18 protein-coding genes are annotated in these 23,137 nt (G+C 50.5%); 12 read left to right on the plus strand and 6 right to left on the minus strand.

Annotation, left to right across the window (positions count from 1 at the left end; genetic code table 11):
- Window positions 1-6: 6 nt before the first annotated feature.
- The 4 genes from NSQ38_RS06880 (at window position 7) to NSQ38_RS06895 (ending at window position 3,882) form a co-directional block, all read left to right on the plus strand.
- Window positions 7-1,353 carry an MFS transporter gene (locus NSQ38_RS06880; protein ID WP_339788068.1) on the plus strand — a complete coding sequence of 449 codons (1,347 nt, stop codon included), beginning with the start codon at window positions 7-9 and terminating at the stop codon, window positions 1,351-1,353.
- Window positions 1,354-2,031: 678 nt separating this feature from the next.
- Window positions 2,032-2,772: a hypothetical protein gene (locus NSQ38_RS06885; RefSeq protein WP_339788071.1), complete on the plus strand. Its 741-nt coding sequence runs from the start codon at window positions 2,032-2,034 to the stop codon at window positions 2,770-2,772.
- A gap of 34 nt (window positions 2,773-2,806) precedes the next feature.
- Window positions 2,807-3,055, plus strand: coding sequence for a hypothetical protein (locus NSQ38_RS06890; RefSeq protein WP_339788074.1), 249 nt, complete (start codon window positions 2,807-2,809; stop codon window positions 3,053-3,055).
- 626 nt (window positions 3,056-3,681) lie between these two features.
- Entirely contained in the window at window positions 3,682-3,882 is a 201-nt protein-coding gene (locus NSQ38_RS06895) for a hypothetical protein (RefSeq protein WP_339788077.1), read from the plus strand.
- 153 nt (window positions 3,883-4,035) lie between these two features.
- Here NSQ38_RS06895 and NSQ38_RS06900 read toward each other — a convergent pair whose 3' ends face one another.
- Both NSQ38_RS06900 and NSQ38_RS06905 read right to left on the minus strand, forming a co-directional pair.
- Window positions 4,036-4,617, minus strand: coding sequence for a hypothetical protein (locus tag NSQ38_RS06900; protein ID WP_339788080.1), 582 nt, complete (start codon window positions 4,615-4,617; stop codon window positions 4,036-4,038).
- A gap of 30 nt (window positions 4,618-4,647) precedes the next feature.
- Window positions 4,648-5,181: a hypothetical protein gene (locus tag NSQ38_RS06905; RefSeq protein ID WP_339788083.1), complete on the minus strand. Its 534-nt coding sequence runs from the start codon at window positions 5,179-5,181 to the stop codon at window positions 4,648-4,650.
- Between the two features lie 202 nt (window positions 5,182-5,383).
- On the opposite strand from NSQ38_RS06905, the gene NSQ38_RS06910 reads away from it, so the two are divergent.
- From NSQ38_RS06910 to NSQ38_RS06930, 5 genes are all read left to right on the plus strand, one after another.
- Complete coding sequence (locus tag NSQ38_RS06910) at window positions 5,384-5,881, plus strand: DUF6385 domain-containing protein (RefSeq protein WP_339788086.1); 498 nt, start codon at window positions 5,384-5,386, stop codon at window positions 5,879-5,881.
- A gap of 45 nt (window positions 5,882-5,926) precedes the next feature.
- On the plus strand, window positions 5,927-7,333 hold the full coding sequence (locus tag NSQ38_RS06915) for a DUF6385 domain-containing protein (protein ID WP_339788089.1): 1,407 nt from the start codon (window positions 5,927-5,929) through the stop codon (window positions 7,331-7,333).
- Between the two features lie 78 nt (window positions 7,334-7,411).
- Window positions 7,412-9,655, plus strand: coding sequence for a glycosyltransferase (locus NSQ38_RS06920; RefSeq protein ID WP_339788092.1), 2,244 nt, complete (start codon window positions 7,412-7,414; stop codon window positions 9,653-9,655).
- The gene (locus NSQ38_RS06925; RefSeq protein WP_339788095.1) at window positions 9,612-11,564 is read left to right on the plus strand and encodes a glycosyltransferase; all 1,953 of its coding nucleotides are present in this window, start codon (window positions 9,612-9,614) and stop codon (window positions 11,562-11,564) included. The genes NSQ38_RS06920 and NSQ38_RS06925 overlap by 44 nt, the downstream gene beginning before the upstream one ends.
- A gap of 112 nt (window positions 11,565-11,676) precedes the next feature.
- Window positions 11,677-13,683, plus strand: coding sequence for a glycosyltransferase (locus NSQ38_RS06930; protein ID WP_339788099.1), 2,007 nt, complete (start codon window positions 11,677-11,679; stop codon window positions 13,681-13,683).
- 240 nt (window positions 13,684-13,923) lie between these two features.
- On the opposite strand, the gene NSQ38_RS06935 is transcribed toward NSQ38_RS06930, so the two are convergent.
- The 4 genes from NSQ38_RS06935 to NSQ38_RS06950 are packed head-to-tail and all read right to left on the minus strand — an operon-like array spanning window position 13,924 to window position 18,419.
- Window positions 13,924-14,595: a class I SAM-dependent methyltransferase gene (locus NSQ38_RS06935; protein WP_339788101.1), complete on the minus strand. Its 672-nt coding sequence runs from the start codon at window positions 14,593-14,595 to the stop codon at window positions 13,924-13,926.
- Entirely contained in the window at window positions 14,592-16,133 is a 1,542-nt protein-coding gene (locus NSQ38_RS06940) for a glycosyltransferase (RefSeq protein ID WP_339788104.1), read from the minus strand. The genes NSQ38_RS06935 and NSQ38_RS06940 overlap by 4 nt, the downstream gene beginning before the upstream one ends.
- Window position 16,134: 1 nt before the next feature.
- On the minus strand, window positions 16,135-17,130 hold the full coding sequence (locus tag NSQ38_RS06945) for a glycosyltransferase (protein WP_339788107.1): 996 nt from the start codon (window positions 17,128-17,130) through the stop codon (window positions 16,135-16,137).
- A complete protein-coding gene (locus NSQ38_RS06950; RefSeq protein ID WP_339788110.1) occupies window positions 17,127-18,419 on the minus strand; it encodes a hypothetical protein in 1,293 nt (430 codons plus the stop codon). Before NSQ38_RS06950 ends, NSQ38_RS06945 begins: the two co-directional genes overlap by 4 nt.
- 383 nt (window positions 18,420-18,802) lie before the next feature.
- Here NSQ38_RS06950 and NSQ38_RS06955 point away from each other — a divergent pair, with 383 nt between their 5' ends.
- Genes NSQ38_RS06955 through cydD form a run of 3 tightly spaced genes read left to right on the plus strand, consistent with a single transcriptional unit; the run spans window position 18,803 to window position 23,136 of the window.
- Window positions 18,803-20,218: a cytochrome ubiquinol oxidase subunit I gene (locus NSQ38_RS06955; protein WP_017691731.1), complete on the plus strand. Its 1,416-nt coding sequence runs from the start codon at window positions 18,803-18,805 to the stop codon at window positions 20,216-20,218.
- On the plus strand, window positions 20,163-21,218 hold the full coding sequence (gene cydB / locus NSQ38_RS06960; protein WP_240768199.1) for a cytochrome d ubiquinol oxidase subunit II: 1,056 nt from the start codon (window positions 20,163-20,165) through the stop codon (window positions 21,216-21,218). The genes NSQ38_RS06955 and cydB overlap by 56 nt, the downstream gene beginning before the upstream one ends.
- A 1-nt stretch (window position 21,219) precedes the next feature.
- Window positions 21,220-23,136 (plus strand): thiol reductant ABC exporter subunit CydD, encoded by a 1,917-nt coding sequence (gene cydD, locus NSQ38_RS06965; protein WP_339788113.1) that lies wholly within the window; start codon window positions 21,220-21,222, stop codon window positions 23,134-23,136.
- Window position 23,137 lies beyond the last annotated feature (1 nt).

Genomic DNA, 23,137 nt, shown 5'->3' on the forward strand with positions numbered 1-23,137 from the left:
ACACGTATGACCGTCATTTCAAATGGACCCACATCCAATGAATCCACCGAATCACCCGCCTCATCTGCGAAATCTTCCAAAAGCTTATGGACCAACCTCCGGTTTGTCCGCATGTTTATCGCATACTCGCTGGCTACGTTTGGAGACTGGTTCGATGCACTTGCCATCCAGGTGATGGTGGCCTACCGTTGGGGCGCCGATCCGCTGATCATTGCCCTTATTCCTGTATGTATGGCTGTCCCGGGCATACTGCTGGGCTCCTTTGCAGGTGCCCTTGCTGATCGACTGCACAAAGTGAAAATCATGATCCTGTGTGATGTGATCACGGTGGGATTAACCGTTGCTATTTTATTCGCACCAAGCCCGGCATGGTTGCTTCCGCTTCTTGCCTTACGGGCCATGATGGGGGTTTTTCACGTTCCAGCTCAGCAGGCGTTAACCCGCCAGGTGGTGGCAGAGGAGCATCTGTTTCAGGCATCGTCCCTAAACGGTTTTGTAAGCCAGTGTTCGAAAGTGGCGGGACCACTTCTGGGTGCAGTCATTTTGGCCTTTTTCTCACCACAAATCTGTATTGTCATTAATGCCTGTACCCGCCTGTTGTCAGGTGCGGTATTATGGCCCTTGCGGCGTTTGGTGGAGAAGTCGGAGTCCGTTGAATCAGACGGAAGTGCTGCTAGTGGAAAGGAAAGATCGGAGTCTTTGTTCTCCCAGTGGAAGCAAGGCTGGCGTTTTATACAGAGCAGTCGCACCGTGCTGAGTACGATTCTGTTCGGCTGTTTTGGACTCATGGCCATTCTGATGATTGATTATCAGTTTACGACCCTGTTTCGGGAGATCAAGCCAGGTAATGAATCACTGCTCGGCTGGTTGGGTTCATCTGCAGGCGCAGGGGCAGTTGTCATCATTTTGTTGTTAAATCGCTTGCCGAGAATTGCGGATGGGTGGGGACTGGGTGGAGGATATCTGTTCGTGGGTGCCGGAATCGCTGCATTGGGGTGGATCGGCCCACAAACACCTGAAATTTGGGTCATTATCTGGGGCCTTTGCATCGGGCTGGGTAATGGACTATTTATGGTCACACTGAATTATTTGTTGCAAAAGGAGACCCCTCCTGCCTATGTAGGGCGTGTCTTCGGCATTCAAAATTCACTATCCAGTGTTGTACTTGTCGTAGCTCCACTTGCAGGCGGAGCGCTCATTCGAGTTGCAGGGCCGAGCCCCACTTTTCAATATATCGGTCTTGCTACGCTGGTGATTGGTCTTGCTGGCATACTGTTACAGCGCGTCTTATGGGAGGGGAAACAGCCTCTCCTATCGGAAGCAAAAGAGACCATTCCGCAGGAATCGGTCTGACTGTTTTGACCCGATTCCTAACATCATTGTATCTACAGTCAGACAGATAGCCATATTGAAACTTGGGGTCTCTCTTAATAGCTAACTGTTCCTACCATAAAAGAGTGAGGAGATAACCATGGTTTTACCAAAGCCGAGAGAAGCGAACTTACATGTAAATAAGATACGACAAGCATATCATTATTATAGGAATTTATGATGCATTACTTGATCTTGATATAGTTCCTTATCTTGAACTCAATCAGAGGAGAGAATCCGTGAAATGGGTTACTAAACCTTGGAGCATTGACGCCCAACTGTTTTCTTATCAAACGATTGTAGATTCTAAGGAAGAAAAAGAGAGATCAATTCTCAAAACTATTCTTCGATGAAGAGTACGTCTTGTTCTGATTGATCTTGAATATTCAAAGAAACGTTGCTCCTCATCGGTATTTTTTAGTGATTATACCTTGGATCTGGTGCGAAAACATATAGATATGGATGTTATTTTCTTATATGGATAATAAATTATTATTTTTTTTAAAAAAATTCCAAACTTTACACTGACATAAGGTGTTCTTATTATAAATAGATACATTTAATACAATTACTGTATTTGGTTGTGCGTAAATAAACCTAAGAGAAAGGAACGTGAAAATGAAGGTGAAGTTGAAGTTTCCGGTAATTCTGTCTCTAGTAGTGGCAATGGTAGGAGGTACCAGCTCAGCTGCTTTTGCTGAAACTGAAAATACAGTTTCGGCCGAATCTAATGTAGCAAGAGCATTTGTCGTTGAAGATGGGGTGAAAAAAGAGCTTAATACTGAGCAGTATGATCTTTTAATAAAGGAAAATGAGGAAAAACAACAACTTTTAGAGGCACAGAAAAGTATTATGACTAATAGAATTAATATTGGGGATTTAAAGAGTCGTACTAATGATGATGATTTGATTACACCATTTGCTTTGATTGATCGAAGTAGATACGTTCAGGCTGGATTCGTACCTACAGTGTATCGGCAAAATTTAGCTCGCAGAATTTCCGTTCCGGTTTATAATTCTGGGACACAAACTGCAACTAGAACTATCACCTTTGCGGCTTCACAATCCTATACGAGTAACGTTAGTTTATCCGCTTCTCATACTAAAAAAGCATTTACTGCAGGGGTATCAGTAGGGGCATCGTGGAGTAACTCATACTCTAACACTGATTCAATTGCTCAACCAATACCTCCAAAAAAATACTCATGGATGCAATATACTCCCAACATGAGTAATTCTTTTGGTACAATGTATGAAGAACTATGGAACTTCGATGGTAAGACCAATGTGAAAATAACTGATGAGACATATTTTCTAGACGTTTATATCGCGAAAAAAGGAAATGCAGGGTTACCTGATGGGCTCTATGTAATAATGGAAACTGATACGGTTCCGAATTAAAACAAATCAATTGATACCAAGGAGGAATGATTATATGAATAAACGGGCAGCTGGTATTACCCTCCTTGTCATCTCTGCCATATTGTTTATTTCGAGAAATAGTACACATTATATTGTTGCGGCAATTATGGGCCGCAAAGATAATGTTTTAGGTGAGGGTATGTTTGACTATGCTCTGTCAGTTACAAAATCCTTTTCTTTTATCCCAGAAATAATTGCACTCTGTCTAGGAATTATTTATCTAGTATGGGCTGAAATGGACAAAAAGAAAGAAATGCATTGAATAATAAATTATCGTTTTACTCATTCTTAAAGAGCATCCATACGGGTGCTCTTTTTGATCTTAATGATTAGGCTTACTCTCAAACGAAAAATAGGATTGATACCTAGATAAATATCTTCTTCAGAGAAGATCTTACTTTTTTTTCTGAGGGCTAATGCTTACTGGCTCTAAGGCGGCAGAGCCAGCAGGCACCGCTGCGGGGTACTCCGCTTTACGTTCCTGACCCACGTTAACATCCCTCACGGAGCCAAAATCAAAAGCAGACTAAAGTCTATTCTTTAAAATTTGTCAGCTCGCATCGATTTTGCAATAATGCAAATATCTTGATAGTGAAGGTAAATAATGAGAAGAGTAACAGTAGCTAAAAATAGGGCTAAAAGTCGGATTTCAAACCTCATGAAAATGGCAGCTCCTATTGAGGATGAAGTCGTGAAAAAGTCATGCATCCGGTTGATCGTATCTTAAGTGAAACTATAATCGATTTTTATGTCCGTGAGAATATAACACACTGTAAGCATGAAGTTTTACGTGCCGTCGCCACATTAGGTGGCCATTACATTCTCGTAATCTACTTAGAAGGTATAAGACTAGATAACTTATTAACACCGGAGTGGGAGCAATTCAAGATGCTCTGTGCTGAACAATCGGTAGAGGTAACGGATTATGATACAGTGCTTTTCTTTGATGGTTCGATCTTCGAACTACACCCATATGCTTTTAGGGAAATAAGACAGGCAGACACTGAAGAGATCATATACATGGCGGGCCAGCATATGCCTGTTCTTTTTGTTGTACTCGTATTTTCCCTTTTGCCTTCCGAATGTTAACAGAGGGATAGCGATTAACCACCGTCAGGCCGAGCTCTCTGCTTCGCCCTCACCCTCTCGGAAGTCAAGTCGTCGTCTGTTCGATCAAAGGGGGTTCAGGTAGTCACCGAAGGGCGGCCGGTTGCTATCCTAGAATATTATATATTGAACGAATCATACTTCCCACCAAGCGAAATAAGCAGTAGAGGCCATCAGTCCACCAACCGAAAGTGATCCGCTGACAGAGAGGTTCATGGCTTGACCCGGAGGAACCACATAACGGCCAAATTCATCGGACAGAAACGGCCCTGCTTGAAGGGGCATAGCCATCAATGTGGTGGCTCCTGAAGGCGCAGCAGTAGAGAATCGTACGATGGCTACGCTGGTATTGCTGCTGGAAAGATTGCTGTTTACCGATGTTAGTGTACTGGGGGAGGACAGCGTTCCATTCGCTGTAAGGCTCATGGAACCGCTGAAGGATGACAACAGATTCAGTGCAACCGTGATTCCGCCGGAGAGCCGTGATACATATAGGGTTTTCCCACTCCCTGCTGGATTGGCCAGTTGTACGGTGGCGATTACCGTTCCTCCCAGCAACCCCAGTGTTGTGGAGTTGGTGGAACCTGCATTGTACAGATTGCCTGTACTGCCTGCATTATTCTCCGGAGGAGCAACAATGCCGGGAAAAATATAGGTGTTGGTGTTGGATGTATAGACGGGCAGATTTAATGGATTAAATACATTATTGTTTGGCACAGTGTGCACCTCCTTTTATCAGAATCATGCTCAGAATTCCCACCAGAAGAGGTTAATAGCTGCTGTCTGACTGCCAGTTCCTAAACTAATGGATAGTGATTGTCCCGGCGGAACAACAATAGAACCGTTTAAGTCCAAAGCATACATTCCCGCAGTAAGAGGTATGCTGAGCAAGCTTGTAAACGTACCCCCAAGCGTGCCGGTATTTTGCCTGGTGGTCACGATGCTGGTGTTGGTGTTGCCAAGCAACGTATTGACGGGTACAGGTGTAGTTCCTACGGTCACAGTTCCGCCGGAATAAACGACCAGAGTAGCTGCAGCAGTTGTACCTCCCGAAAGGCTGGCGATACGTACTGTTCTGCCACTTCCAGTTGCATTCAGGATCTGAAGAAGAAGGTTTTGGCTGGCAGGAATCGCTATATTATTTGTTGTCAGGGCAAAAAAACTGCCTGCTGCCGCTGCTCCGGTATCTACCGATGCCTCAATTCCCGGGGCTGCATAGGTGTTGGTCAGTTGCGTGAACAGGGGCCCATTAGACTGGTTGAATATATTAGAGTTTGTCATCTTGTACCCCTCTCCTCTGAACGGATTGAAATGGCTTCATGATGCTTTTTGTTTCGCATGTCCTCATTACTTGCATTGTATGTAAAAACAAGAGAAAGCGTTTGGGAACGGATTGCAAATTCCAAAATAACGGCAGATGCCGTGCCCGTATATACAATCCGGGCATACGATGCGTAAGCACATTTTTTAAGGGGAAATCGAGATGAGTCGAACAGCGAAGCGAAGCAAGAAGAGAACGAAGCAACCAACTAAATATGTCAGTCGCCGTCGCTCCCGTCATTCCTGCCGCGCTAAATTGCTGAAACCCCCTTGTTCCCGGATTACTCGTCCCCGGTTCAAGCAGGGTGCTTCCTCACGCACGAAACTCCCTGGTGCTATTCATTGTTTTACAGAGCATACGTATGTCGGGGCCGAAACCAGTAGCAGCATGGATTCACTCCCTGCACAAGACACCTCATCACTCAGCATGTACACCTATGGCGTTGTCAATCGGGGGAAACATCCGGCTCTTGTACAGATCCAGATCAGCCCCAATGCCTTGGACTATGCTGTGGACAGCCAGGAGGTGATCGCGGGAGGACAGACCAAAGCGCTGGTACCATTGCAATTTTTGCATTATACCCGGCTTGCAATTCAATCCGTTGAACCGGATCAACCGACCCGGCTCGATGTGTACTTTCAGGCGCAGCGTATGCCGTAAGGGAGTATAATCACGAAGATTTGACCAGGGAGGAGGACGAGGCATATGCCTAACTTTACGACGTTTAATACGAATCCGGATAATCTGAGAACGTTGATTTTCGGTCAAGATAGTACAGGCACAGCACAGCCCGTCAGAACTGATCCGAGCGGGAACGTGGTTGGCATTATTTTGGACGGAACGATCAGTAACATCTCAGGTCTGACCACTGTCACAATTAACGCCGGAACCATTACCAACATTCTGAACGGAACCATCACGAGTGTACTTGGAGCGACCATCACAGCAGGTACGATTAACAGTGTGCTTGGAGCCACAGTTACTGCGGGTACCTTAACGAACTTGCTGAACGGTACAATCACAAGTGTATTGGGAGCGACGATTACGGCGGGAACCATCACCAGTGTGCTGGGGGCGACCGTGACGGCTGGTACACTCACGAACTTGCTGAATGGTACCATCACCAGTGTGCTCGGAGCCACGGTGACCGCAGGGACACTGACGAACTTACTGAATGGTACGATCACAAGTGTACTTGGGGCGACGATCACGGCGGGAACCATCACCAGTGTGCTCGGAGCCACGGTGACCGCAGGAACACTGACGAACTTGCTGAATGGTACGATCACAAGTGTATTGGGAGCGACGATCACAGCCGGAACCATCACCAGTGTGCTCGGAGCCACGGTGACCGCAGGAACACTGACGAACCTGTTGAATGGTACGATCACAAATGTGTTGGGAGCAACAATCACGGCCGGAACAATTACCAGTGTACTTGGGGCGACCATCACAGCGGGTACGATCACAGGTATACTCGGAGCCACAATTACCGCAGGAACACTCACGAACTTATTGAACGGGACCATTACGAGTGTGCTCGGCGCAACGGTAACAGCGGGTACGTTGACCAACTTGCTGAATGGTACGATTACAAGTGTGCTTGGAGCAACAATCACTGCAGGAACGCTGACCAACTTGTTGAACGGAACGATTACCAGCGTACTTGGTGCAACCGTAACTGCAGGAACATTGACGAACCTGCTGAATGGTACGATTACGAGTGTGCTTGGAGCTACGATTACAGCAGGGACACTCAGCAGTGTGACTTCCATTTCACAGAAGAGTTTTCAGGAGTCCCAACTCATAAGCACCCCTACCGCAAACACCTTCACAGCGCTGCCAGCGGTTACAACCAGTGTATTTGGTACGTATTCTTTCTTTGTATATAACCGGGGGCCGGGTATAAACCGGGTAGATGCTCTTGTTGAGATCAGTGCCAACGGAACGAACTGGTACACGGATGTGACCACGGTGACTGGCATTTTGTCCGGATCAGTGGATGTACTCGTACCACAGCGTTTTCTCAAATATACACGTCTTTCCTACCGTTCGAGCCTAATCGGCGCACCAAGCACGATTGATGTGTTCTTCAATGGACAAGGCACATAACCCATTTAATTGTCATATAGGTACATGGAGTTCCTTTGGTGGACTTCATGTACTTTTTTGCATTGGAGGTGGTTGCCTTTGAAGAACCGGTTACTTGGAATCCATATGATTGTGCAAAATGAAGAACATCACCTGCCCCGCTGTCTCGACAGCTTGAAGCATATCGGCATGGAATGTTTTATCACCGATACGGGCTCAACGGATCGTACACCGGAGATCGCCAGAATGTACGGGGCAACGGTGTTGCACGCCCGCTGGCAAGATGACTTTGCCCATGCACGAAATATCAGTCTGCCTCTGGCGAGTACGGAATGGGTCCTGTGTTTGGATGCCGATGAGTACGTTACGCATGGATTGGAAGAACTGCTGAATTATTTGCCTAAAGTCCATAAAAGCATCTCAAGATTACGGATTACCATAGAGAATCAATACGGTGAAGGGGTGGAAGAGAGGGTAATCTCCCAACCAGTAAGACTATTCCGTGCTCATAAGGGATATCAATATACCGGACGCGTCCATGAGCAGTTGGTTCGTCGTGGCCCATGCAGGTCTGCCCAGGATGAGGTTGCTGATATTGATATGGCTGAACCGCTTGCCCCGCTATGTCTCATTCATGATGGATATCTGGCTTCTACGATTGCGAAGACACGTAAACCAAGACGTAACTTAAAACTGATTGAGCGGGAACTCGCAGATGAGCCTGCACAGCCTTTTCACCTGTACAATCTGGGAGTAACGTATTGCCAGCTTGGTCAGGTCGAAAAGGCAATTGAAGCGTTCCGTGAATCATTGCGCCTGACAGAGTCGCTCGCGCCATATCGTTCTACACTGGTTAGAGATTATGCAAAGACCCTTGTAGGATCGGAACATTACGACGAGGCGCATGCAATTCTGGCTGTGGAAAGACAGCGTTATCCATCCTATGCTGATCTGCATCTGTTGTATGGGGAGACGTTGGAGCAGCAAGGTTTGGAGGAGCGTGCATATCAATCGTATGCCCGAGTAACGAACTGCCGGGAGGGAATAGACCGTGTTGGACACAGTGATGGCGGTAGCGCTTTAGACGCGTTATATGTAACGGAAGCAGGTTCTGACAGTTACAGAGCTTATACCGCCATGGCAAGACTTGCACAGAAACGAGGATTCCTGAATGAATCTGCACATCTGTACGGGCTGGCTCTGGACAGCATGTTCACATATGCCCCGGCATGGGCAGGGTTGGCAGATGTGCTGCAACAATCCGGTGAAACGGATGCGAACATAGCAGAAACATTGCTTGCCAGATGCCGGGGATTCGAGGAATTGGGTCACGGTAATTCGATTCGTGGTGAAATGCTCCATTCATATGCAGTGACAAATGAGGACCATCTGGTGAAGGTGATTTATGTTCTAGCAGGCTGTGGGGCATATGAACAGGCATTGAAAATGCTGGATACTGATGTGCGTACCGCTCGTATCCATGTAGCGGATCGAATACATTGGATGTTGTGTGCGAATAGGGTTTCCGAAGCGCTGCAACTGGCAGAAGAACACTGGAGCGCAGGGTGTGTAGATGAAGTCAATCTGCCGGCTGAGCACAGAATGGATTGGGCACTGGCTTGTTGGACCAACGGATTACGATTATCCGAGGCGTTCCTCGCAACTACGCTTCCACAAGAAAAGAACGTTTGGAAGGTCATGGATCGACTGCTGAATCAGTTAACCAAAGAGCCGCGAAGCATGAAACCTGCTTCACAAGAACAAAAGCTTATGCAATGGGGTCCGCAGGCAGAGATGGTAGCAGAAAAGGTTGTGCAGCAAGCCGTAAAGACAGGACAGCTTATACTTGCTGAGCAACTGCATGAGTTGCGGGCAATGATGATGTGTGATCATTGGGGAACGGCTGTAACTTTACGACGGGAGTTTGCAAGTCTGCTGTATCGTCAGGGGTATACCATGGTAGCCGCGAACATCCTGATTCAGTGCATGACCGAGAGTGAGCTGGATGCAGAAGGGTTATTCTGGCTGGGTGAAACGCTGTATGCCAAAGGCCACAATGATCAAGCGCTGTCTCTGTTCGAGCAAGCTCTGGAGCGGGAGCCTGATATGCGGCAGGCCCGAGCTGGAGCAGCTGTATGTTACATGCGGCTGGCAATGGAGGCCATCCAGCAGGAGATGGTTCGTTCTTCGTCTTCAGGTGTACTCTCTGCACAATTTACTACACTGGAACAAAGGCTGCGAACGACCGAAGGCATCCCATGGCGTACGCTTTTCCATGCAAAGGAAAGGAGGAATCAGCTTGCGAGCGGAACGAATTTCCCTATGCATGATCGTGAAGGATGAAGAAGAGTTGCTGCCTCATTGTCTTGCCAGTGTCCAGGGAGCGGTGGACGAAATGATTGTAGTGGACACCGGTTCGTCGGACCGCAGCGCGGAGATTGCGAAGCAATATGGAGCGGTGGTTGTGGCATTTGAGTGGTGCGAAGATTTTGCCGCAGCACGGAATGCTGGCCTGGAGCGGGCTTCCGGCGACTGGATTCTCTTTCTTGATGCGGACGAGGCGCTCGATAGGGCTGCGCGTGAGCAGATCAGGAGCTGGACGGCGGTCAGCGGATGTGACGGATTGTTTTTAAACATTCATAACTATACAGGTACGGGTCAGCAGGGAGTTACCGTGAATCCAGTTTTGCGTCTCTTCCGTAATGCCTCGGAGCATCGGTTCGAAGGTCGAATTCATGAGCAGATTGCGGCGGCGATTTGCCGTAGGAATCCAGAGGCTGCTTTTCATGTGACGGACATGGTCATCCATCATTATGGGTATCAGACGGCGATTGTGGAGCGCAAAGATAAGGTGAACCGCAATGTCCGCCTGCTGCAACAGGCAGTGGAGGAAGAACCGGATCAGCCGTTCCATCACTATAATCTGGGTGTCGAGTATCTGCGTGTGGGGGAAGCGGAGCGGGCGTTGGAGACGTTTGGTGTGGCTCGGATGGGGATTGATCCTGCGATGACCAGTTACGCGCATTTGCTGTTCAAATATGAAGTTCGTTGTCTCCAGCATCTGAATCGCTGGCAGGAGGCATTAGATCGCATTGATGCTGCGCTTGAACTCTTTCCAGAGTACACGGATCTGATGCACTATCGCGGGATATGTGCAGAGGCATTGGGTGATGCAGATCGGGCAGAGTATTCGCTCCGTGAAGCTATTCGCATGGGTCCACCTCCTCCCATATACCATACGGAAGAAGGCATCGGCACCTATCAGACGTGGTATACACTAGGGCGATTGCTGGAAGGAAGGGCAGATCTGGAGGGTGCGGTAGATGCTTATGTGGAAGCAGTGCGTGCCAAATCGAGTCTGTTACCGCCGCTCTATCGGATATTCCGAATTATGCGAGTCTCCGGGCAGGAACATCAGATTCCAGAGCTGGTGAGGGAGCGCTTTGCACTCGTTTCGGAAGAGGCAACACACAAAGTATTGGGCATTTTGGAGCAATCTCGTTGTTATGATGCGGCTCTGCAATTATTATCGGGTGTATCCTCACAACCCACCGGAGAGATGAGGGAGCGCTTATCGGTTGCTGAAGCGATGCTTCAAATTCAGCAGGGAAGATGGAACAAGGCGCGTCTGAAACTGGAACCTGTGAGGCGGAAAAAAGGGCTGCTTGCGATCTCGTCTGCCCGATGGCTCGAACGATTGGAGTGGGTCGAGGGGAAGGAAGTCAACGGAGATGATCCACTGACCTTGTGGTTGAAGCGTAGTTCGCAGGTGGGTGAAGGAACGAATGAGGAATCTGCTGTGCAGACAGGGAGAACGGTTGGTCTGAGAGCGACAAAGAAGAAGGACATGGACTCCAGCATAGACGGAATGGTCGCAGGAACAGAATATGACGGCTGGCAAGCCCTTGGACTGATGATGGAAGGATGTGTACAGTCAGGGAGATGGAAAGAGCTGCATAGTCTGATTCAGATGTGTCGACAGCAATTGGCGGGAGAGAGCGGTCGAGTGGAAGAGAAGGAGAAAGAGATGGAAGGGAAAAAGGAAAACGGGAAGGCCGGTGACATGGAGTCGTTCCCTGGGGCTTCGGATACCCTGACGGGAACAAGCTGGCTGGTGAAAGGATTGGTCAGTGCTGCGGACCATCATCTGGAGGTGTTCGCTCAGCATGCAGATGGACAGCGGCACCGTTGTTGGCCTGTCGTTCAGCATATTCGGCTGGAGTTGCCGGGAGCGGACGGGTTTGAGAGCTGAGAGGGATCAGGCATGTGCGGGAGTTCAACTTAATTCAGCGGGCTAATGGATGGGGGCTGAACTCCTTTGGTGAGGGGTGGTGATGAATATGGGCATAGGGATTAGCTTGTGTATGATCGTGAAGGATGAAGCGGTGTCACTCCAGCGGTGCTTGAATGCAGTTAGGGATGTTGTGGATGAGATCATCGTTGTGGACACAGGTTCGATAGATGATACAACTGAAATTGCGCGTCTCCATGGTGCCGTTGTAATTCGTACGGAATGGAACGGAGATTTCAGTGAAGCCCGTAATCTGTCGCTGGCGGCTGCTACGAAACCGTGGATTCTGGTGCTTGATGCGGATGAAGTCTGGGTACAGACCCCACAGATGAAGGCAGAACTTGTGCAGTTGTTAGCGGCAAACAGAGACGACGTTTGGGGTTATTGGATACAGGTCACAAGTCTGCTAGGTGTGTCCGGTGAAGAGCGTGTGACGGATGCGGTATGTCGATTATTCCGAAATGATCCCCGAATTGCCTTTCAGGGCAGAATTCATGAAGAGATTGCTTCGTCCATCATGGCACTGGCTCCGCAAGGTGTGTTGCATTCTGGACTTGAAGTCATTCATTACGGATATCTGGAGCAGGCGATTACTGCCAAAAATAAAGGTGCACGCAACATGCAGTTGATACGTTCCGCCTTGAATCAGGAGGGAGATCAACCGGAGTTGTTATATGCTCTGACTGCCGAATGGTTTCAGCAAGAGAAGTATGATGAAGCACTCCGATTGTTACAGCCATTATTGGCACAGCTTACACCTGAGTGTGGATATCACTCGGATCTGGTGCTCAAAACGGCTTACGCCTGGCGAGAGATTGGCAGCCCGGACAGGGCGCTTGCTGTGGTAGAAGCATGGGCGCCCGTGTATGAGGATTTCCCGGATTTGTTGGAGCTTGGTGCTGTACTGCAACTGGATCAAGGGAGAGAGGATATGGCCCTGAACTGGTTAAAACAGGCTAGATCCGCTGCTTCCACAGCCAGCAGGTATACATCAGTCTCTGGTGCTGGAACCTACCGCAGCCTGACGCTGGAAGGCATGGTGCATGAACGGGCTGGCCGCTGGGTAGAGGCAGAAGCCGCGTACATAGCGGCGCTGGGCCTACAATCCGGCAGCTCGCCTGCATGGCAGCGGCTGTTGTTGCTCGCCGCAGCCACAGGGCGGCCGCATGCCATCGCCAGCGCAGCCGCGCGGGTAAGCTTGCCGCCTGCGGCATGGCAAGCGCTAATCTCGGCCGCGCTGGCTGCGCATCGGCCGGAGTGGCTGTTGCGCCATGCGGCGGCACTGGCTGGCCCGCTGCGGGCACAGCCGCTGGCCGCCGGGCTTGCGCTGGCCCAGCTGGGCGAGGACGCCGCGGCTCGGGCGGCTTTGCAGCCCTGGGCGGCGCATGCGCAGCACGGGCCAGAGGCGGCGCTCGCGCTGTGGGCGCTGGGCCACAAGCAGCCCGGCGGGCGCAACGCCCGAGCGGCGGCTCGCCAGCAGGCAGCGCTGCCTGCCGCGGCCCACGCCGCCGAGGCGTTGCTGCAGCGCGGGGCCACGGCGCGCAGCTGCGGCCTGGCGTGCAGCTCGCCCCGCGGCGCAACACCCGCTGGCCCGGCCACGCCTGCGCCGGGCGGCGTGCTCGCGGCTGCGCAAGCGCTCGCCGGCGTAGGCGCCTGGGCCGCATGGCTGCGCCTGCTGCAAGCCCTGCCGCCCCGCGGCGCGCTGGCGTTGCTCGCAGCGCTTCCGCCTGCGGCACGCTGCGGGCTGCTGCGCGCACCCGCGAGCGTCCGCGAAGGGCTGCTTGCGCTATGCTGCACGCCTGACGGCGCGCAGCAGCCCTACGCGGACGAAGTGCCCGCCTCGGAGCGCATCGCTCACACGCTCCTCGCGGGCACGCTCGCGCTGCTCGCCGGGCGGCAGAACCAGGCACGTGAATGGGCCAAATCGGCCCAACTCACTGCGCGGCAATCTGCCGCCACAGGTCGCCCGGCGACGACAATCCCGCCGGGCCTGCACACCCTGCTGCGCCTGACATCACCCGGCGCAGCCTCTGCCAAAGAGTACACCAACCAGTGCAACATGTTACTGGTACACCTATAATTTCCTTTAATCTTTAATCTTTAATCTTTAATCTTTAATCACTAATCTCTTATTTCTAGTCTCTAGTCCCCAACCTCAATCCCCACATATTCCCGCAATAGCTCATCCCATTGAAAATGCAAAAGCAACGGAGCTACCGGTCATCGGAGCATTTCACGAACCGTGCATGCTTCCGTTGCCAATAGCTCGATCCCTCATCCCTTCGTTCCTTACTCTGTACTCAACGTAACCCAATTCGTCTCAACCTTTGCATATCACCGCTCGAAAACAGCGGATCGGCGTGCCGTACATATCAGACCAGATGGCATCGTCTGGCTCTTTCACGTTCAGCTTATCTTCAATGGTTAATCCGGTGACAGCCATGATTGTCTCCAGCAGATCAGGGCGCATCTCGGGGACATCGAAGGTAGCGATCAACTGTCCGTTTGGCTTCAGTACCCGGGCGAATTCCCGAAACGCCCGCAACATTGTGCCCGTATCCAGATGCTCCAGTACAGAGATACAGAACACCCGATCAAACTTACCAGACTCGTACGGAAGCTGGGCCAGATTAGCCTGTGCACGGTGCAATCGGACGAGAGTTGATTCCGGCAGATCCTGGGCGGCTTGCTCGCCAAAATCAGAAACAATATCCAGTCTTATCGCCTCTTCAGACAAAATACGTTCATCCCAGTCACAGGCATGAACCTCGCGGCAGTTCTCTGCAAGCCAGAATTTGAACGGATGGGAGATGCCGCAGGCTGCATCAAGGACCACATCTTCCGGACGTGCAAACCGCCGGGCCCATTCATATTCGTAGGGACGGCTCCACCATGCCGGATGCAGCGGGAAGACCAATGTGTCCGTTTTAGGGTCACTTTGCCGAATGTATCTTGATTCCATGAATTCCGTTGCCTTGGGCGTATCCATCATCCCCGAATTCCCTCCTTTAATCCTGTCTCTGCCAAAAAAGATTCCAACACCGTGCTCCACCGGCTCCGCCACCTGGCAAGATCATAGGACAGTGCAGTCTCGCGCGCATAGATTCCCAGTCGTTCTCTCTCGGCCCGGTCCTGTACAAGACGAACCAGTGCAGCGGTTAGTTCCTGCTCACCAGGAGGTACCAATAGCCCGTTAAACCCATCCTGAATCAGATCATTCAATCCGCCAACATTGGAGGCAATTACCGGAAGTCCACAGCTCATCGCTTCTAGACAGGCATAGGAGGTGCCCTCTGAGAAAACGGTTGGAATCACGGCGATATCTGCCTGATGGTAGGCCTCCCGAATATCCCGGAAATCATACGTGCGCTGATTAATTCGCTCCGCATGTGGATGAGTACGATGCCAATAACGAAAGGCTCTTCCGACCGTACTGCCTTCGACCAGTTCCCCGGCAAATTCAATCTCCAGATCCGGAAAGGCTCCAAGTAGTTTATCTGCCGCCAGCATCATTGGAATAATACCCCGTTCCATGCTGATGCGGCGTGGATAGATAATGCGAATTGGGCGGGGAGAGGTCACACGGGCCTCCACAGTTTTCTTTTCTCCCTGCCCTTGAATCGGACCATTAACCTGATGCTCAGCATTTGCTTCTGCTAGAATATCTGTAGCCCAATCCTTTGAATTTCGGTGGTTATGAGCAAACCTATACGATTCGCCATCTGCCTCGACTTCTTCCAGTTTCGATAACTGTAAATGGAGTTCTACCGTTCCTTTCCCCTCTCGTTCTTGACCGCTATCTGTATCCCCACCTCCATCTCTGTTAGCCTTACCACTGCTAGCTCCAGCACCACTTGTTACAGCCTTGCCTTCTACAGCTTGCACCCCTGATATAACTGCTCCAACATTTTCTTCATGACTCGCCAGATCATTCTTCCATGCGACAAGCCATTCGTCTTCCTGTTCTTGCTCGAAGGTTCGCGTTGGTGGGGCAGGTGTGAAATAGGACGTATCCACTGCATTGGGAATCAGGACAACCTGTCTTGGATCGGTATAAGTGCATGCAGCTCGGCAAAAGGTCTGGAAATGAGAATCCACCGATACAATGCGCACGAGTCCATCCAGAGCCAGCTGAATGTGTTCTGCTACTTGTTGTTTTGTCTCCAGTGGCAGTCCGGGACGATCCCAGTTAATGCCGTGACAGATGCCAAGACTGCCTGGTTTGTAGGTGATGGGTTGCCACAGACAGCTAGCATAGATCACTGGGCCGCGCGCTGCGGCTGCCATCCGATCAAAGGCTTCCGGTACATTATCCATGTCGTACGAATAACCAAATACGTCAATCTGCTCCGTCCGAGTCTGGAATGCTTCAAAATAGGACAGCTGATGAACCTCGGGAATATGCCCGAGTCCTCGGATGACACTGCACAGATCCAGAATATAGCGTTCCAGTCCACCCCCAAATACACGACCGAATTCCCGGTTGTACCCGTCGGTGAAACTATGCGTCAGAATACTCACCACGCCCATCTCACGGTCCCTCCTTCCAGGGAATCAGCCGAGGTTCCGGATCAAGGATCGACTCGTAATGTGCAAGATTGCCCCACTCACCGCTAGGATCAATGCGCTTGTAACGCAAATATTTACGAACCCGGTCCTCCAGACTGCCGGCCCAGCCGAGATGCTGAACCTTCAGTTCCGTGCTGACCCCAGGCAATACAGTGCAGGACAAGGGAAGACGAGGAACGTGATGATTCTGTTGTGGATAAAAATAAGGATATCCAGGCATATAACGTACAAGTGAAGCGGTATGCCGCTTGTGCAGACACCAGAGATCATCTTCCCGGTAGTGGGTCCGGCCACCCCACATATCGTAGAAACGGAATGCAAACCAGTCCGCATACTCCTGATTAATCAGAGTGCGTATGGCTTTCTTGGCCTCTGCGCTGTACAGCTCATCCGCATCAACCGAGAGCAGCCAGTCGGGACATGTTCCCGTAGCCGCTTGCCATAAGGTGTTGCGAAGCCGCCATTCCTCGGCGAATAGCGGTTTCTCCAATACCTCCAGACGGACTACCTTCGAATAGGCTTTGCATATGTCCGGGGTTCCGTCTGTACTGGCATCGTCTACAATCACGATCTCATCCACGAACTCACTCAGATCATGCAATACTTCTTCAAGGTATCGGCCACGTTCGTTGCGAACCTGGAGCATGGCGGTCAGCTTGTTGCCTTTGCTTTTGCGAACCCGACGAATGGAGAAGGGCTCTTTGAATACACTTGTTTCCTCTTGTGATACAGCAACATCCTGTTCTCCCTGACCTTGTGAATCATTCCAGTGATGCACTTGGCTTCGGATGTCCTGTGTTGGTTGTGCATGATCCGGGGTGTGATCTCCATTTTCCAATGCGTCTGTATGTGTTCGATCGACTGTTTCGGTTGGCGTGTAGGTGATTTCGGTTCGGATATCCCTGTGAACCATTGGCCCATTCAACTGTTGTCTACGCTTCTTTGGGTCCAGCATCATGGCACCTCCCCAAGCAATTGCTGTACAGCATGATCCAACAACTCCAGTTCGACAATCCGGGCGAGCGCATCTTCATCCTCCAGTGCCGTTTCGAGAAAATGTCGGACTGCCCCGTGTCGTTCCCCTCGCAGTGCCAGCGCACTGCCGGATAATTGCTGATAATCCCGGCGACTGGCATCATCCTGAATATCGACTGCATGCACCAGAGCCAGTGCCTCTTCCACACGTCCAGTCTCCTGGTAGATGCGGAATTTCCAATGTCTCGCCGTTTCTCCGCCAAGTTCGTCCAGGATACGCAGGGCATTTCCGTAATCATCGTTCATACGCAGTAGTTCCGCTCGTACAAGTTGATCTTCTCCTGCCTCCAGCCAGCGACATAACTGTTCATAATGATGCCGTTCCTGTTCATCGGATGCGCTAATTCCGTACACTCGCAGGGCGTCCTCCAACTCTCCAGCCCGGGCATGAATGGCAGACAGGAATCGATAATGGGAGATCACACAATCACTGCGACCATTCATGACTGCATGGGTGAAGGCCTCTTGCAACGAATGGACGGCCCGCCGATCTTCAAGCAAGTACTCATAGGCTGCCAGCAAAAAGGATATCGTCTCATGTGCACCTGCTTTGGCACGAAGCTGGCGGTAGAAGTCGGCACGTACACTGCATTGAAGCAGGGTGACGCTATCCGGAGTGCCTGACAAGACCTGCCGCAGCGCATGCAGGAAGAACAGTTCGTAGTCCCGGAGAGGGACTTCGAGATCATCCTTTTGCATCGTACCCGCAGGTGCAGGGTCTTCGCCGCCCAGCCAGATAACACGTACGCCTTGGAATAACAGCTTCATATAACGTGTTTCGGAGGATGTGCCTACCAGATCGGCGATGCCGACCAGTTTGGAAATACTGCTCTCCCATAGCGGAGATTCTGCTTCGTTTCCAGCAGGCTCAGGGAGCAGGGCAATACATAGCTCAGGCTCCAGCGAAGCTGTAGCCATTAGCCAGTAGGGATGGGCGATTACGGCTACGGTGCGAGGTTCCAGCAATAGCTGCTCGGCTTCAGGGAGGGAGATGACACTGATGACCGGAGGTACATCTTCTGTTTGCGTCAGGCTACTGACATAGAAGACCTCTCCCTCGATCGACAGCAGTGCAGCAATATCGGGATAGGGAAAGGATGACCAGCCACCTTTGCGAGGGAAGAGAACATATCGGACAGGGGACTGTGCTGTACTGACCTTATCCAGGCTGGCTTCGGTGTCTTCACCTGGTAGTGGTGCAGGTTTTTCCATGAATAGTTCACCTCACCTTGACTGTAATATGGAGCGTCATTCGCTCTGCATGTGCTTCATGCTTTCACTTCATATGTAAAGCCCTCACGGTACTTCGCATGATATGCCTGAGACTAACATATGGGCATTCCGTCCCAAACATGAGTATCTTCCATGAATAGATGCAGTTGGCAAGCTGTGATAATAGGCTGAATTTTATCTTTTGTGTGACTAGGATCACTTTTTTTTGCTCTAGAGACGAAGATTGTGATAATTCTCACATGTATAAAATAGGTAATCTGGCACAATACGTTCATCAACGTATTTGGCGGACAGACAGCGAAGGTGCAGCTTCAATGCCAGATACGCATACTGCGAAGTGAACAGAAAGAAGGGGTAACGGTATGGATCCGATTATGTTATCGCGTATCCAATATGCACTTACAACGATTTTCCATTTCTTTTTTGTCCCGCTATCCATCGGTCTTGTACTGTTGGTTGCGATTATGGAGACGTTGTACGTTGTTAAGGGGAAGGAAATCTACAAAACGATGGCCAAGTTCTGGGGCAAGCTGTTCCTGATTAACTTTGCCGTCGGGGTTGTCACAGGTATTTTGCAAGAGTTCCAGTTCGGTATGAACTGGTCCGAGTACTCCCGATTTGTCGGGGACGTGTTCGGTGCGCCACTGGCTATTGAAGCGCTACTGGCGTTTTTTATGGAGTCTACATTTATTGGTTTGTGGATATTCGGATGGGATCGTTTGTCCAAAAAAGTGCATCTGGCCTGCATCTGGCTGGTGTTTGTCGGCACATTCCTGTCCGCGCTGTGGATTCTGGCAGCCAATTCATTTATGCAACATCCGGTCGGGTTTGAGATTAACAACGGCCGAGCCGAGATGAATGATTTCTTTGCTCTCATCACGAATGGTCAGCTTCTCGTCGAATTCCCACATACGATTTTTGGGGCATTGATGACAGGGGCTTTCGTCGTAACCGGGATTAGTGCCTACAAATTGATGAAAAAGCAAGATGTGGAGATCTTCCGCAAATCGTTTAATATTGCGATCATTATCGCTCTTGTTTCTTCATTCGGCGTCGCATTCTCGGGTCACTTCCAGGCGCAATATCTGGTGGAGACACAGCCGATGAAGATGGCAGCCAGTGAGGGCACATGGACAACGACAGAAGATCCGGCGCCATGGACGGTGGTCGCTTTTATCGATCCGGATAAACAGGAGAGTACGGGTGAGATCAAAATCCCTGGATTACTCAGTTACCTGTCCTACAGCAAGTTCTCCGGTAGTGTCAAAGGCATGAAGGAACTGAATGCTGAGTATCAGCAGACATATGGACCGGGGGATTACATCCCGCCGGTACGGACAACGTTCTGGAGTTTCCGCATTATGATCGCAGCGGGTGGTTTGATGATTGTGCTGGCTCTGTACGGTACGTTTCTGGCTATGCGCAAGAAGCTGGAGGTCGCTGGAAAGTGGTTTATGCGTCTGATGGTATTTGCCATATCCTTGCCGTTTATCGCCAATACATCAGGTTGGATTATGACCGAGGTTGGCAGGCAGCCGTGGACGGTATTTGGTTATATGACCACCGAAGCCGGGGTCTCACCGAACGTATCCGCAGGAATGATCCTGTTCTCGACCATTGCTTTTACCGCTGCGTATACGGTTCTCGGAATCGTGATGGTATACCTGTTCGTACGTGAGATCAAAGCAGGACCGTTTGCGGTCGAGAAGCCGGAAGATCACGATGAATCGGCCGATCCGTTCGGCGTGGATGGAGGTTATTCCGTTGTCACTAAGTGAGTTGTGGTTTTTGCTGATTGCCGTATTGTTTGTTGGTTTTTTCTTTTTGGAAGGTTTTGATTTTGGTGTGGGGATGTCTACAGGCATTATTGCCAAAACAGATCGTGAACGCCGGACCCTGATCAACTCGATCGGTCCGTTCTGGGATGGTAATGAAGTATGGCTGATTACAGCAGGGGGAGCGATGTTTGCTGCCTTCCCGCACTGGTATGCGACGTTGTTCAGTGGTTTTTACCTGCCACTTGTGGTGGTGTTACTCGCCTTGATTGGCCGCGGAGTTGCTTTCGAATTCCGCAGTAAAATGAAACAGCAGCGCTGGCGCAAAACGTGGGACATCATCATTGTTGTCTCCAGTGCACTCTTGCCGTTCCTGTTCGGCGTGGTCTTTGCCACGTTGATGAAAGGTCTGCCCATTGATGGGGAGATGCAGTTGCGTGCAGGATTCCTCGATATTGTTAATCCGTACACCGTGATTGGTGGCTTGAGTGTAACCCTGCTGTGTCTGGTTCATGGATTGCTGTTTGCATCACTACGAACAGTAGGTGATCTCAGAGAGCGTGCCTTGAAGACAGCGCAAAAATTGATGCTGCCGCTGGCTGCACTGCTCGCCGTTTACGCGTTAATGACGTATTTCATGACCGATGTATTCGCCGTACGCGGCTGGGCTCTTTGGATCATGGTTGTACTTGGCGCAGTTTCGCTTGCACTTGCGGCATACTTTGTTCGTCAGAAGCGTGAAGGTTGGGCTTTTGGAATGACTGGGGGAGTTATTGCAATTGCCTTTGCCTCGGTCTTTATCGGACTTTTCCCAAGAGTGATGGTGAGTTCCTTTGGGGCGGCATATGACCTGACTGTATACAACGCCGCATCCGGCGCTTATTCATTGAAAGTAATGACAATTGTAGCTTGCACATTGCTGCCGTTTGTTCTTGGTTATCAGATCTGGAGTTATTATATCTTCCGTAAACGCCTGAACGAGCAGCACCACCTGGAGTACTGATATGGGACGGGGGCTGCTGAAGCTGCCGGGCATCCGGCCTGTACTTGCGCTGGCCTCAGCGCTGGTGCTGCTACAGGCGATGACGATCATGATGCAAGCCAAATGGCTGGCACATGCCATCACGGCATTGTTTGAAGGTTCATCCGTAACGGAGCAGTATCCTGTACTGCTGCTGTTCCTGGCTGCTTTTGCCGCCCGCTACGCCCTATCCTTCTGGTTACAACTCGTGACTTCACGATATGCGGAGAGAACAGGGACCGATCTGCGCAGACAGATGGTGGAGCAGTGGTTCAGGCTCGGGCCGCGTTATGCCAAGACAAAGGGCACAGGCCATCTGGTCACACTGGCACGTGAGGGAACAGCTCAATACAAGACGTATCTCGAACTATTCATTCCTCGTATGCTGGGCATAGGATTCACACCTATCGTCATTTTGCTGTATGTGTTTAAGCTGGATCTGATGTCCGGGGTTATTCTGATGCTGACACTCCCGATCCTGATCGTGTTCATGATTCTGATTGGTCTCGCAGCTCAGCGTAAGATAGACGGACAATTCAGATCCTACAAAGCACTTGCTAACCATTTTGTTGATACCTTGCGGGGTCTGGAAACGCTAAAAACATTGGGACAAAGCAAAGCACATGAAGGGTCCATTTTGCGGGTCAGTCAGCGGTATAGGAAGGCAACGATGTCCACCCTGCGCATGGCCTTTCTGTCTTCGTTTGCACTCGACTTCTTCACCATGCTGTCCGTTGCTTCCGTGGCGGTTGGTCTGGGATTACGTCTGACGGAGGGGCATATGCTGCTCGGCCCTGCGTTGACGGTACTGATTCTGGCACCCGAATATTTCCTGCCTGTACGTATGCTCGGCGCTGATTATCATGCCACATTGGACGGTAAGGAAGCCGGAGCAGCCATTAATCAGGTGATTGAACGGGGGAAAGTCGCCGAACAGAAACAGAAAGAAGCCTATGCAAATGTTGTTGCAAATCCCGTTACGGCAGAGGACGAGGCTGGATCTACACCATCATTATCTTTGGGTAAAAGGAAAGCCAGCACTTCGACCATACGTGTCGTGTTGAACGATAAAATGGCTGCGGGGCATCTTGCTCCTGATCCTGCTTCTGTTTCTACTATTCCTGAGCTTGTTTCTTCCGCTTCCTCAGTGTTCTCCTGGAATGAGAATAGCAATTTGGCTCTAACGGATGTACAGGTACGGCATGATGATGAAGGTCCTTATTCGCTAAAGGATGTCACATTTCAGATCACGGGTCTTGGCAAAATCGGTATTATTGGCGCCAGCGGAGCAGGTAAATCCACGTTGATTGACGTATTGGCTGGATTTCAGCTTCCTACTTCAGGCCAAGTATTAGCCAACGGACAGCCAGTTACATCGGATATGCTCGAATCCTGGCGAAGACAGACGGCAGCTATCCCGCAGCATCCGTATATCTTTAGTGGAAGTCTGGCCGATAACGTTCGTTTCTACATGCCGGAGGCTTCGGATGCGGAGGTGGCTAAGGCCATTAGCGCAGCTGGATTAACCAAGCTGCTGTCCTCATTATCCGGTGGGTTGCATGAGCCTATTGGGGCTGGCGGCAGACAGCTCAGTGGTGGGCAGGAGCAACGGGTGGCGCTGGCAAGAGCCCTGCTTAGTAAACGGAACATCCTGCTGCTTGATGAACCGACAGCTCATCTGGATGTGGAAACAGAGTATGAATTGAAACAGACGATGATGCCACTGTTTGAAGGAAAACTTGTATTTTTGGCTACCCATCGCCTGCACTGGATGCCGCATATGGATCGAATTATTGTCATGGATGGCGGCACAGTGGCAGAGACGGGAACACATCAGGAATTACTGGCACGACAAGGTGTATATTATCAGATGATTCAGGCCCAGATGGAGGCGATATAAA

Source organism: Paenibacillus sp. FSL R7-0313 (assembly GCF_037969885.1).
Classification (GTDB): Bacteria; Bacillota; Bacilli; order Paenibacillales; family Paenibacillaceae; genus Paenibacillus.